We start from the raw sequence: 13,759 nt of genomic DNA on the forward strand, positions 1-13,759 counted from the left end.
TACGCCCGCCATGCCCTGCTACGATGAAGCGGTTTGACCCAGCCGCGGTCAAGCACCCGGAAGTCCCTCACTCTTTCGTCCTTCAGCGAGTCATGCCGTGTCCTTCTTTGCAAATGTGGAACAGGTTCCAGGTGACCCCATCCTGGGCCTGACCGAGGCCTATAACGCCGATAGCCGCCCCAACAAGGTCAACCTGGGTGTGGGTATTTATTACGACGAAAACGGGCGCATCCCGCTGTTGCGCGCCGTGCACAAGATCGAGCAGCAGCTCGCGCTGGAGGCCAAACCGCGCGGCTATCTGCCCATCGACGGCCTGGCCGCTTACGACAAGGCCACCCAGGAGCTGCTGTTCGGCGCCGAGTCGGCGCTGGTGGCGTCCGGCCGCGTTGCGACCTCGCAGACCGTTGGCGGCAGCGGCGCATTGCGCGTGGGCGCGGACCTGCTCAAGAAGCTGCTGCCCACCTCCACCATCGCCATCAGCAACCCGAGTTGGGAAAACCATCGCGCGGTATTCGGCGCGGCCGGCTTCGAGGTTGTGGATTATACCTACTTCGACGCCGTCAGCCATGGCCTGAACTTCGACGGCATGCTCGCCGATCTGGCCAAGCTGGAGCCGGGCACGGTGGTGCTGCTGCACGCCTGTTGCCACAACCCGACTGGCGCCGACCTGACCAAGGACCAGTGGAAGCAGGTCGCCTGGGTGTTGAAGGAGCGCAACCTGTTCCCGTTCGTCGACATCGCCTACCAGGGCTTCGACAAGGGCATCGAGGCCGATGCGTATGCGGTGCGCCTGCTGGCCGCCGAAGGCATCGACAGCTACGTGGTCGCCAGCTCGTATTCCAAGTCGTTCTCGCTGTATGGCGAGCGCGTTGGCGCGTTGTCGGTGGTCTCGGCCACCGCCGCCGAAGCCAAGGCGGTGCAGTCGCAGGTCAAGCGCATCATCCGCACGATCTACTCCAGCCCGTCCACGCACGGCGCCGCCCTGGTGGCCGGCGTGCTGACCAGCCCGGAGCTGCGTGATCTGTGGGAGCAAGAGCTCACCGAGATGCGCGAGCGCATCCACGCCCTGCGCGCAGGCCTGGTCGCCAAGCTCGCCACGCTGGGCGCGCCGGAGTTCGACTTCATCCAGCGCCAGGCCGGCATGTTCTCGTACTCGGGCCTGACCAGAACGCAGGTGGACCGCCTGCGCGACGAGTTTGCGATCTACGCCGTCGGCACCGGCCGTATCTGCGTGGCCGCACTGAGCCAGCGCAATCTGGATTACGTGGCACAGGCCGTGGCGACCGTCAGCCGCATGTGACCGCAGCGGTTGGGTGAGATGCCAAACCGGGAGCGCGCAAGCCTCCCGGTTTTTTTATGCCCGCAGGCGGCGCTGCTTCGAACGACCCGCTGTGGAAGATGCCTAAAGCACAGGTGCGTCAAGCACCCCCAACCCGCGTTTCGTAAGCGTATTGGCACGCAAGCTGTCCACGACCGTGTCCTCACTGCTCCCTTCCCACGCCTGCGGGGGGGGGGGGNCCCACCCAATTCCTGCCGAGTATTGGCACATATTCGATCAGCGACGCTGCAAAACGCACATCCAGTGATCGAAATCTAACGGCACAATGGCGACAATGGCGGACCACTTACTACACAGGCTGCCCGTTCCCATGTCGCGTCCCTCGCTGACCCGCTTCCTGATCGAAGAGCAACACGCCGGCCGTATCGATGCGGAATTGCGCCAGCTGATCACTATCGTCTCGCGCGCCTGCAAGCGCATCTCCATCGCCGTGAGCAAGGGTGCCCTGGGCGGCGTGCTTGGCGATGCCGGCACCGGCAACGTGCAGGGCGAGGCGCAGAAGAAGCTCGACGTGCTCAGCAACGACATCCTGCTCGAAGCCAACGCCTGGGGTGGCCACCTGGCCGCGTGCGCATCCGAAGAAATGGATCACAGCCAACCGGTGCCCGACCAATACCCCAGCGGCGACTTCCTGCTGTTGTTCGATCCGCTCGACGGCAGCTCCAACATCGACGTCAACGTCTCGGTCGGCACCATCTTCTCGGTGCTGCGTGCCCCGGAAAGCACCGAAAAGCCTGGCGACGAGCACTTCCTGCAGCCGGGCACCAAGCAGGTCGCTGCCGGCTACTGCATCTACGGCCCCAGCACGATGCTGGTGCTCACGCTCGGCCACGGCACCCACGCCTTCACCCTGGAGCGCGAAGAGGGCAGCTTCCTGCTGACCCAGGCCAACATGCGCGTGCCCGACGACACCGCCGAATACGCCATCAACATGTCCAACCAGCGCCACTGGGAACCGGCCATGCAGGCCTACGTGGGCGATTTGCTGGCCGGCAAGGACGGCACCCGCGGCAAGGACTTCAACATGCGCTGGATCGCCAGCATGGTTGCTGACGTGCACCGCATCCTCACCCGCGGCGGCATCTTCATCTACCCCTGGGACAAGAAAGACGCCACCAAGCCCGGTAAGCTGCGCCTAATGTACGAAGCCAACCCAATGAGCATGTTGGTGGAACAGGCCGGCGGTGCGGCGACCACGGGGCGCGAGCGCATTGTGGACATCCAGCCGACCCAGCTGCATCAGCGCGTGCCGGTGTTCTTGGGCTCGAAGAATGAGGTAAATGAAGCCACGCGGTATCACCTGGAGTTTGACAAGGCGCAGGGCTGAATTTTTAGCCTTTCGAATAATTCAGTCAGCCTATTGCACCCAAGTTTTCTTGGGTGCAATTTTGTAAAAGTGTAAAGCCAGTGCATTTGAATACTCTGGTCAAGGTTGGGCGGTCTCAAGACTCAAGTGCAACACGTGATGCGAACGTTGCGAGTTCTTCTTCCATCGCCTCGCTGGGTGTTGTCCAGTCCAGGGTTTTCCGTGGACGGGTGTTCATCAGTCAGGCGATGCGAGTGAGGTAGTGCTGACTGACGCCAGGCAGGTCCGCTCCTTTGGGCAGCAACTGGACGGCCGAAGGCCGCGTCATCAAGTGCCTGGTGATCGTGGATGATGCAACACACGACGCGCTCGCCATCGACGTGTAACGCGTGATTCTCTGGCGACGGGGTGACGCGCGTACTCGACCGGCTGGCCATCAGACGTGGTTGGCCGCAAGTGATCCGCACTGACAACGGCAAGGAGGTGTGCGGCAAGGCGATGGTCGCCTGGGCGCATGCCCGTGGTGTGCAGCTACGGCTCATCCAGCCCGGCACGCCAAACCAGAACGCCTACGTCGAATCGTTCAACGGCCGGCGACGCGACGCATGCCTCAACGAGCACTGGTTCGCAACACTGCTGCATGCGCGCACCGAGATCGAACGCTGGCGACGCGCATATAACGAAGACCGGCCCAAGAATGCACTCGGCGGCATGACACCGGCTGCTTATGCCCAACAGCCGGCCAACACCGATATCATTCCCCCCGGACTCTAAACCTGACCGCTACTCAGGGCGGGGGGACGTCGTGTGCAATCCAGCCTGTATCACGCGATGACACCGCGTACAGAGCCAGCAAGCCACGCTCCATTCTTGTGCTGCCGCCTTTGAGCCATGCACCAGACGAGGATGCAGGCTTGAGTGTGCTGTCGGTGACGACGTTGCCGTTGGCCGAAGCAGGGTATGACGTCATGCCGCTGGCGCCGGTGTACGAAACGTTCAGGTCACTGATCGTAGCCATCGGATCGGCAACCTCGCAAGTCAGCGATTGCTCTCCACCGGCCATTCCGGTGGACTGCTATACGGCCCGTATAACCCGAAGTACGGCACCGACTGATGCTGACGAATGCGCTGCCGCTTCAATGCGGTAGCGCATTCGTCCAGTGAAGGCAAGCAATAGGCAGCACTCAGGTGAAGACTGGGGTTGCCACCGTGTGCAAGCAATCCGGATGCGCCGTCACTTCCAGGCGAACATGCGTTCGCTTTTGCCCAATGCTGGTGCGAACGAATGCTTTGATGCGATCTTCAAGTTGGTACGCGTTTCATGCGCGCATAGGCGCATCGCTTGTTACACGTCACGTGGTTGAAGCGCGCGTTTCCATGAGCGCTGTCACGCGGCCGGTTCACCACAGCCGCGCTTGTTTGATTTTCGTCAATTCGACCGACACATGAAATTTGCAGTGACGGTGCTTGACTGCATGGGTCAAGAATCGTTTCGGAGTTGCGCATGAGTTCAGTGAGAGTAGGAAAAATTGGCCAGGCGGCGGGTAGGCAGGGGGCGATCTGGACGGAAGTTGGACTGGTGCGTGGTGAGCGAGCGCCTGTGGATCTGCGGGGTAGTTCGAGCCGCGTTGCTGCCATCGTCACGGCGCGTGTTCGCGCCGTGGTCTGCTAGGAGGCGACATGCGGATCTGTGTACTCAACGAAACAACCAACGAGCACGCCTGGCTGGAGCAGCGCTGCGTAGCGGCGCGCGAAGCAGGCTGTCACTACGTGGTGGCGCCGCCGCCGTTCGAGCGGGATGCAGAAGGCCGGTTGAGCGAAGTCGCCAGCGGCAGCGAGGCCGACGCAGCTCGCCTAGCTGAGCTTGTGCAGGCGGCGCAACGCGCTGGCGTGAAGCTGCTGCTCGATGTGCGGCTGGACGAAGTAGGCGGGGCCAGTGCGGTGGTGCGCGAGAACCCGCAGTGGTTCCGCGCACGCAGCACGGCGGTGCCGGATCCGCGTCAGCCGCGTGCGACGCCGGAAGTGGCCGAGGCGCGCTTTGCCTATGCGCAGGAAGGCGCGGCGCTGGTGGAGTGGTGGAGCGCGCGCTTGCTGGACTGGGCCGCGCAAGGTGTCGCCGGCTTCCGCCTGTTGCAGCCGCAGCAGGTGCCGGCGCAGCGCTGGCGCGAGCTGATTACACGCGTCCATGCGCAGGCACCGGAGGTGGTGTTTGCGGCGTGGACGCCGGGTCTGGGCATAGGGGGCTTGCAGCAGCTGGCCGGTGCCGGGTTCGATGCGGGGTTCTCCTCGCTGGCCTGGTGGGATGGGCGCAGCAGCTGGTTCTTCGATGAAGACACCGCCTTGCGCGCGCTCGCAGCGCAGGTCGTTGCGGTGCTGGATGCGCCCGATGGCAATCGTGCAGCCAAGCCCGAGCAGCATTGGCAACTGGCGCAGGCATTGGGCGGGGCGTGGTTGTTGAACGCTGCGCAGCTCGATGCAGTGCCATCTTCCATCCGCGCCACCGATAGCGTGCCGACCAGCAATGCCGGCCTGCGGCTGCGCCCGCTATTGCGCGAAGCCACCGGGCTCACTGCCGTGGCGGTGGAACCGCTTGGTGGCCTGCCGACGTTGCTGTTGATCAATGGCGATGCCAACCATGTAGTGCCGGTGCCCGCACCGGATCTGCTGCGTCTGCTGGGCGATGCCGAAGCGCTGGTGGGCGAAGATGGCAGCAGGCTGTCTGGGGCGACGCTGGAAGCGCTGGAGCCAGGCGAAGTGCGCGTATATCGCAGTGTGCCGGCACGGCATGTGCTGGCGGTGCCGCGCATGCGCCCGCGTGCGCAGACGGCGGCCGCATGGGAGCGCGTGTGCATCGAATCGGTGACGCCGTCGGTCGATAATGGCCGCTTCCCGGTCAAGCGCACAGTCGGGGACCGCATCTGTGTAGAGGCCGATGCGTTCTGCGATGGGCACGACCGCCTTGCGGTGGCGGTGCTGTGGCGCCCGGCCGATGCCAAGACCTGGGCCAGCGCGCCGATGCGTGCATTGGGCAATGATCGCTGGCGTGCGGAGTTCCCGCTGGAGCGCATCGGTACCTATGAGTTCCGTGTGGAGGGCTGGCGCGATGTGTTCGCCACCTTGCATGCGGATCTGGAAAAGAAGCGCGCCGCCAACACAGTGCTACCGGTGGATGTGCAGGAGGCTGTGGCCGTGGTGCAGGCCGCGCATGCACGCAGCACAAGCGCGCTGGCCGAGCGCTTGCAGGCTGCCCTCACCCGCATCGGTGCGCAGAGCGAGCCGCTGCAGCAGCTTGCGATCGTGCTGGAGCCGGACACCGCGCAGGCCATGGCATCGGCCGACGACAAGCCGTTCCGCTCCGAATACCCGGTGACCTTCCGGGTGGAGTCCGAACGTCGCGCGGCGCATTTCGCAAGCTGGTACGAATTGTTCCCTCGTTCGCAAAGCGGCGATGTGCACAAGCACGGCACCTTCGACGATGTGATCGAGCGACTGGCGCATATTCGCGCGATGAACTTCGACGTGCTGTACATGCCGCCGATCCATCCGATCGGCGCGAAAAACCGCAAGGGCCCTAATAACGCGGTCACCGCTGTCGAAGGCGCACCGGGCAGTCCGTATGCAATTGGCGCGATCGATGGTGGGCATACCGACGTGCATGCCGAACTCGGCGGGCTGGAGGGCTTCCGCCGCTTGATCCAGGCCGCGCGTGCGCATGGGCTGGAAGTGGCTCTGGATTTCGCAATCCAGTGCGCGCCGGACCACCCATGGCTGCGCGATCACAAGGACTGGTTCACCTGGCGCGCGGACGGCTCGATTCCGTATGCGGAGAACCCGCCGAAGAAATACCAGGACATCGTCAACGTCGACTTCTACGCCAGCGGTGCGGTGCCCGATCTGTGGAACACGCTGCGCGATGCGGTGCTGTTCTGGGTCAACGAGGGCGTCACGCTGTTCCGCGTTGACAACCCGCATACCAAGCCGTTTCCGTTCTGGGAGTGGCTGATTGCCGATGTGCGTGGGCGCCGGCCGGACGTGGTATTTTTGTCCGAAGCCTTCACCCGGCCGAAGATGATGTACCGCCTGGCCAAGTGCGGTTTTTCGCAGTCCTATACCTACTTCACCTGGCGCAACCACAAGCAGGCATTGCAGGAGTACGTGGAAGAGTTGAACCAGGGCGTGCCACGCGAGTGCTTCCGCCCGCATTTCTTCGTCAACACGCCGGACATCAATCCGCTGTTCCTGCAGACCAGCGGACGCAACGGGCATCTGATCCGTACCGCGCTGGCGACGACATTGTCGGGCCTGTGGGGCATGTATCAAGGCTTCGAGCTATGCGAGGCAACTCCGCTGGCGCCGGGCAAGGAGGAGTATCTGGACTCGGAGAAATTCCAGCTACGCGCCTGGCCCGAACGTGCGCCTGGCGACATCGTCGATGAGATCACCCGTTTCAATCAGCTGCGCCGCCTGCATCCCGAGCTGCAGTCGCACCTAGGCACGCGCTTTTATCAGGCGCATAACGATCAGGTGCTGTATTTCGGCAAGTTTCTGGACGCCAGTTACCTGTCGCGCAGCCGCAGCATGGTGTTGGTGGCGATCAATCTGGACCCCAATGCCGCGCAGGATGCCGGTATCGAAATTCCATTGTGGGAGTTGGGCCTGCCCGATCACGCCAGCGTGGCGGTGGACGATCTGTGGGACGGCCATCGCTTCACCTGGCAAGGTAAGCAGCAGCACATCCGTTTAGAGACGACGCGGCCATTCGCGTTATGGCGCATCCGCGCAGGAGAGGTCGCATGAATGCAGTCGCATCGTTACAAGCCGACGCGGAACAGTCCGCGGTGGTTGCAGATCAGCTTTGGTACAAAGACGCGATCATTTATCAGGTGCACGTCAAGTCGTTCTTCGACTCCAACGACGATGGAATCGGCGATTTTCCCGGCCTGATTTCCAAGTTGGATTACATCGCCGAACTCGGCGTGGACACCATCTGGTTGCTGCCGTTCTACCCCAGCCCGCGCCGCGATGACGGTTACGACATTGCCGAATACATGGCGGTGCATCCGGACTACGGCACCATCGCCGACTTCGAGCACCTGGTGACGCATGCGCATGCACGCGGTATTCGCGTGGTCACCGAGCTGGTGATCAACCACACCTCCGATCAGCATGCGTGGTTCCAGCGTGCACGCACTGCGCCGGCCGGCTCGCCTGAACGCGACTTCTACGTGTGGTCGGACACCGACCAGCAATACGAAGGCACGCGGATCATTTTCTGCGATACCGAAAAGTCCAACTGGACCTGGGACCCGGTGGCCGGGCAATACTTCTGGCACCGTTTCTACTCGCATCAGCCGGATCTCAACTTCGACAACCCCGCAGTACTGGAAGCGGTGCTGGAAGTGATGCGCTTCTGGCTGGATCGCGGGGTGGATGGTTTGCGTCTGGATGCGGTGCCGTACCTGATCGAGCGCTCCGGCACCTCCAACGAGAATCTGCCGGAAACCCATGCAATTTTGCGCAAGATCCGCGCCACGCTGGATGCCGAATACCCGGACCGCATGCTGCTGGCCGAGGCCAATATGTGGCCGGAAGACACCCAGCAATATTTCGGCCAGAACGCCGACGAATGCCATATGGCGTTTCACTTCCCGCTGATGCCGCGCATGTACATGGCGATCGCGCGCGAAGACCGCTTCCCGATCACCGACATCATGCGTCAGACTCCGGAGATTCCCGAAAGCTGCCAGTGGGCGATCTTCCTGCGCAACCACGACGAGTTGACGCTGGAAATGGTCACCGATTCGGAGCGCGATTATCTGTGGCAGACCTATGCCTCCGATCGCCGCGCGCGCATCAACCTGGGCATCCGTCGCCGTCTGGCGCCGCTGCTGGAGCGCGACCGCCGCCGTATCGAATTAATGACCTCCTTGTTGCTGACCATGCCCGGCACGCCGGTGCTGTATTACGGCGATGAGATCGGCATGGGCGACAACATCCATCTGGGCGACCGCGATGGTGTGCGCACGCCGATGCAGTGGTCGATCGACCGTAACGGCGGTTTCTCGCGCGCCGACCCGGCGCAGTTGGTGTTGCCGCCAGTGATGGACCCGTTGTATGGCTTCCAGGCAGTGAATGTGGGAGCGCAGATCCGGGACCAGCATTCGCTGCTGACCTGGACCCGCCGCGTGCTCAGCGTGCGCAAGCGCTACCAGGCCTTCGGTCGCGGTACCTTGCGCTTTTTGTATCCGGGCAACCGCCGCATGCTGGCCTATCTGCGCTGCTATCAGGACGAGACCGTGCTGTGCGTGGCCAATCTGTCGCATACGCTGCAGGCGGTGGAGCTGGATCTGTCCGAGTTCGAAGGCCGCGTGCCGGTGGATATCATTGGCGGCGGTAGTTTCCCACCGGTCGGGCGGTTGAGCTATCTGCTCACCGTGCCGCCGTTCGGCTTCTACGCCTTCCAGCTGGTCAGCGAAGGGACCTTGCCCGATTGGCATGTCCCCACCCCGGTGCCGCTGCCGGATTACCACACGCTGGTGCTGCGTAGCGATACCGACGAGAGCAATGCGTTGCTGCCGCATCTGCCCACGTTGGAAAGCGAAATCCTGCCGGCCTGGTTGTCGGCGCGCCGCTGGTTCTCGGCCAAGGATCAGGTACTGAAAAACGTGCGCATCTCGCGTCGTACACCATTGCCTGGCGATGAGCCGATGAGCTTGTTGGAGCTCGAAGTGGAGCTGGAAGACGGCCGCCACGAGAGCTACATGTTGCCGGTCGGCATTGTGTGGGAGCGCGACCAACCCAGCACCTTGGCCGAGCAGTTGGCACTGGCGCGTGTGCGTCAGGGCCGCGAGGTGGGTTACCTCACCGATGCGTTCGCGCTCAAGCCGATGGTGCGCGGGGTGATCGATGCGTTGCGCGACACTGCCACGCTGGAGTTCCGCGATGGCGACGATGCCTCGCAACAGGGACAGGTGCGTTTTGAAGCGACGCCGGCGCTGGCCACGCTGGATATTCCGCAGGATCCGGACATCCGTTGGTTGTCGGCCGAACAGAGCAACAGCTCGCTGGTGGTTGCCGACAAGGCGGTGTTCAAGCTGCTGCGGCATGTGGCCAACGGCGCCAATCCGGAAATCGAGATCGGTCGCCGTTTGACCGAGATAGGTTACGCCAACGCGGCGCCGTTGCTTGGTAGCGTCAGCCGCATCTATGCGCAGGGCACCATCACCACCATTGCGCTATTGCAGGGCTTCATCCGCAACCAGGGCGACGCCTGGCGCTGGACGCTTGATCATCTGGCCCGCAGTTTCGACGAGTACGTCACCGCGCAAACCGACGAATCGCGCGCCGAAGCCATCGCCGGTTACGACGCGTTCGCTGCAGTGGTCGGCAAGCGCCTGGCCGAACTGCATGACGCCTTGTCGCGCGATACCGACGACGCGGATTTCGTCGCGCAACGCATCGATCTGCCCGCTGCCAACGCTGTGGTGGCCGGCGTCGCGCGCCAGGTTCAAGAGATGTGGGAGACGGTCAACACGCGCTTGGCCAGCAGCGACGATGCGATCGAACGCGACGCACTGGAAGCAGTGCTGGCCGAGCGCCCGCAGCTGGATAGCTTGCTCGCCAAGGCACCGAGCGTGCTGGCCGATTCGTTGTTGACGCGCGTGCACGGCGACTTCCACCTGGGCCAGATCCTGGTGGCCTTCGACGATGTGGTGTTGATCGACTTCGAAGGCCAGCCGGCAAAGCCCTTGTCCGAACGGCGCGCCAAAGCCAGCCCGCTGCGCGATGTGGCCGGCCTCCTGCGTTCGCTCGATTACGCCAGCGAAGTCTCGGCACGCGGCGAAGAGGGCACTGCGGCACGTGCGGGTGTGGGCGTGGATACGCATCTGGATGAGTTCCTGGTGCAGTTCCGTCGCCGCTCCACGCAAGCCTTCTTGAACGCTTACCATGCCGTGCTCGGTGCCAGCGCCCATCCGTGGATCGCGCCGGCAGCGTTCAACGCGGCCACGTTGTTGTTCCTGGTAGAGAAGGCCTGTTACGAAGTGCGCTATGAAGCTGCCAACCGTCCCGGCTGGCTGATGGTGCCGATTGAAGGCTTGCGACGCATCCTGCAACGCACACGTACCGGTGCAGGAGACGCATGATGAGTGGAGTGATGACAGCAGTGACCAATCGATGGGATCCCGGCGCAACCCGCGCCCTGGCCGAGGCACGCCATGGCGATGCATTCGCCATCCTGGGCGCGCACCCGACCGACAACGCTCGGGTGTTGCGCACCTATCAACCGGGCGCCAACTACGTCAACGCAGTGCTCGACGATGGTCAGGTCATTGCGCTGGACGCAGGCCCGGAGCCGGGCCTGTTCGCGGGTGAGTTGCCGGCGCAGGGCGGCTATCGCTTGCGCATCGGCTGGACCGGTGGCGAGCAGGACACCGCCGACCCGTTTGCGTTCGGGCCACAACTGAGCGAGTTTGATCTGCACCTGATCAGCGAAGGCCATCATCTGCAATTAGCCGATGCGCTGGGCGCTAACGCGATCGACGTCGATGGCGTGCGCGGGACGCGCTTTGCGGTGTGGGCACCGAATGCAACACGCGTGGCGGTGGTGGGCGACTTCAACAGTTGGGATGCGCGCCGCCACCCGATGCGGCTGCGTCACCCGTCTGGGGTGTGGGAATTGTTCATTCCCGATGTCGGCCCCGGTGCGCATTACAAATACCAGCTGCGCGGCCCGCATGGGCACGAATTGCCGGCCAAGGCCGACCCGGTGGCGCGGCGTGCAGAGCTTGCGCCGGGCACTGCCTCGATCGTGGCCGATCCCACGCCGCATCAGTGGAGCGACGACGGCTGGATGGCCACACGCGCACGCCGTCAAGCGCACGACGCACCGATGAGCATCTACGAGATCCACGCAGGCTCCTGGTTGCGCGAAGAAGGCGTGGATCTGGACTGGGATGGCCTGGCGGATCGCCTGATTCCGTACGTGGCCGATATGGGCTTCACCCATGTCGAACTGATGCCGGTGACCGAACATCCGTTCGGTGGCTCGTGGGGCTACCAACCATTGGGGTTGTTTGCGCCCACGGCGCGCTTCGGGTCGCCGGATGGCTTCGCCCGTTTCGTCGAGCGCTGCCATCGCGACGGCATCGGTGTGATCGTCGATTGGGTACCGGCGCACTTTCCCACCGATGCACACGGCCTGGCGCATTTCGACGGCACGGCGCTGTACGAACATGCTGACCCACGCGAAGGCTTCCACCGCGACTGGAATACCTTGATCTACAACCACGGGCGGCGTGAGGTGTCCGGGTTCTTGATCGCAAGCGCATTGGAATTTCTGAAACGCTTCCATGTCGATGGATTGCGCGTGGATGCGGTGGCCTCGATGCTGTACCGCGATTACAGCCGCAATGCAGGCGAGTGGGTGCCCAATATCCACGGTGGACGCGAGAACTACGAGACCATCGCGTTCCTACGCCGGCTTAACGAAGTGGTGCGCGAGCATGCGCCTGGTGCGGTGATGATTGCCGAAGAATCCACCGCGTTTCCCGGTGTCTCCGCAGATGTGGCGCATGGCGGCCTGGGCTTCCACTACAAGTGGAACATGGGCTGGATGCACGACACCTTGCATTACGCCGCACTGGATCCGATCTACCGCCGGTATCACCATGGCGAGTTGACGTTCAGCATGGTGTATGCGTATTCGGAGCGCTTCGTGCTGCCGATTTCGCATGACGAAGTGGTGCACGGCAAGGGCTCGTTGCTGGGCCGTATGCCCGGCGACGATTGGCAGCGTTTTGCCAATCTGCGTGCGTATCTGGGCTTCATGTTCACCCACCCGGGGCGCAAGTTGCTGTTCATGGGCTGCGAATTCGGCCAACCCACCGAGTGGAATCACGACGGTGGCATCCCGTGGCATCTGCTCGACGACCCCCGCCACCGCGGTGTGCAGACCCTGGTGCGCGATCTGAATCGGCTGTATGTCGAATACCCTGCGCTGCATGCCTACGACGACGATCCATCCGGATTTGCGTGGGTGGTGGGCGATGATGCGGCCAACAGCGTGGTCGCGTTCCTGCGCAAGGGCAAGCGCGGCGATGCGCCGGTGCTGGTGGTAATCAACTTCACCCCGATCGTGCAGCACGGGTATCGCATCGGCGTGCCGCAGAGTGGCCAATGGCGCGAAGTGTTCAACAGCGACGCCGGGATTTACGGCGGTACGAATCTGGGCAATGGCGGTGTGGTGAGTGCAGAGCAGCAGTCCATGCATGGCCATGAACAGTCGCTGCCGCTGCTGTTGCCGCCGTTGGGCGTTATCGTGCTGACGCCGCACGGCTGAGATGCCATGCACACCCGCCGGGCAGCTGGCCCGGCGGTGTGGCACCTGTTAGATTGCGCGCCGTAGAGTGGTAAGCAGCACGCCGCCAACGCCTCATCTAGGTGTTCAGTCCCGGCATCTAGGCCTGTTAACACTGATAGCCTGAGCGATTGAACTATCGGGCAGGGAGATAAGGCAACGAAACGCGCCAGTTGGCGCTTGATCCTGGCTTCGTGTCGGTGGCCCCGCCCAAGTCCAATCGGGTCGCGCCCTGGGAGTACCACCGGGAGATGTACAAGCGGCGAAACGAAGTGGAAAGGCTGTTGCGTCGCCTAAAAGGCGACCGCCGGATTTTCTCACGCTGCGAGACGCTGGACGTCATGTTCTTCGGATTGCTCAGCTTCGTCCTGATCGTTGATGGGCTTCGGATGGGTTAACAGGCCCTCATCGGACAACTCACACATCACGGAATCACCAGCGGCCGCAACGCAGGCACTTGCTTGGCTAACTCGTCAGCGACAAGCGCTGCAAACACATCCGCACCGTCCGCACCAAGATGCGTGTAATCAAACGCAAGCTTTGCCTGTCCCATCGGCTCCATCGGCTCGGCACTCGCATTGTCCTGCACACGCGCAGCGGCGACAGCAGGCGTGACTGGCGTGGATAGGCGCTGCGCCGGTGCCTTGCCAAGCGTGGTGCCCGATTCGCGGCAATCACTTAGAGCCCGTTCAAAGTCTTCCCGAATTATCCGATCATATGGAGATGAGAGCACGCTATCCCAGTGACGTCAGCCGCG

Annotated in this window: 6 protein-coding genes and 3 pseudogenes; 8 read left to right on the plus strand and 1 reads right to left on the minus strand. The window is 63.1% G+C overall.

The annotated features are described in order from the left end of the window. Nucleotides 1–97 precede the first annotated feature (97 nt). The 8 genes and pseudogenes from XpopCFBP1817_RS06850 to XpopCFBP1817_RS06885 all read left to right on the plus strand — a co-directional run. A complete protein-coding gene (locus XpopCFBP1817_RS06850; protein ID WP_128416544.1) occupies nucleotides 98–1,300 on the plus strand; it encodes an amino acid aminotransferase in 1,203 nt (400 codons plus the stop codon). A 349-nt stretch (nucleotides 1,301–1,649) separates the two neighbouring features. Further along, nucleotides 1,650–2,666, plus strand: coding sequence for a class 1 fructose-bisphosphatase (locus XpopCFBP1817_RS06855; protein ID WP_128416545.1), 1,017 nt, complete (start codon nucleotides 1,650–1,652; stop codon nucleotides 2,664–2,666). A gap of 284 nt (nucleotides 2,667–2,950) precedes the next feature. Next, a pseudogene (locus XpopCFBP1817_RS06860) lies at nucleotides 2,951–3,419 on the plus strand (integrase core domain-containing protein); the annotation flags it as partial. A 38-nt stretch (nucleotides 3,420–3,457) separates the two neighbouring features. After that, the gene (locus XpopCFBP1817_RS23920; protein WP_425479073.1) at nucleotides 3,458–3,793 is read left to right on the plus strand and encodes a GNA1162 family protein; all 336 of its coding nucleotides are present in this window, start codon (nucleotides 3,458–3,460) and stop codon (nucleotides 3,791–3,793) included. A gap of 532 nt (nucleotides 3,794–4,325) precedes the next feature. Continuing rightward, a complete protein-coding gene (locus XpopCFBP1817_RS06870) occupies nucleotides 4,326–7,442 on the plus strand; it encodes a maltotransferase domain-containing protein (RefSeq protein ID WP_128416546.1) in 3,117 nt (1,038 codons plus the stop codon). Beyond that, entirely contained in the window at nucleotides 7,439–10,789 is a 3,351-nt protein-coding gene (gene treS, locus XpopCFBP1817_RS06875; RefSeq protein WP_128416547.1) for a maltose alpha-D-glucosyltransferase, read from the plus strand. Before XpopCFBP1817_RS06870 ends, treS begins: the two co-directional genes overlap by 4 nt. A gap of 11 nt (nucleotides 10,790–10,800) precedes the next feature. Continuing rightward, nucleotides 10,801–12,984 (plus strand): 1,4-alpha-glucan branching protein GlgB, encoded by a 2,184-nt coding sequence (gene glgB, locus XpopCFBP1817_RS06880; RefSeq protein ID WP_128416548.1) that lies wholly within the window; start codon nucleotides 10,801–10,803, stop codon nucleotides 12,982–12,984. A gap of 173 nt (nucleotides 12,985–13,157) precedes the next feature. Then, nucleotides 13,158–13,400, plus strand: a pseudogene (locus XpopCFBP1817_RS06885) (IS5-like element ISCARN85 family transposase); the annotation flags it as partial. Nucleotides 13,401–13,426: 26 nt separating this feature from the next. On the opposite strand, the pseudogene XpopCFBP1817_RS22735 reads toward XpopCFBP1817_RS06885, so the two are convergent. Next, nucleotides 13,427–13,714 (minus strand): annotated as a pseudogene (locus XpopCFBP1817_RS22735) (lysophospholipase); the annotation flags it as partial. Nucleotides 13,715–13,759 lie beyond the last annotated feature (45 nt).

This window comes from Xanthomonas populi, from assembly GCF_002940065.1.
Taxonomy (GTDB): Bacteria; Pseudomonadota; Gammaproteobacteria; order Xanthomonadales; family Xanthomonadaceae; genus Xanthomonas; species Xanthomonas populi.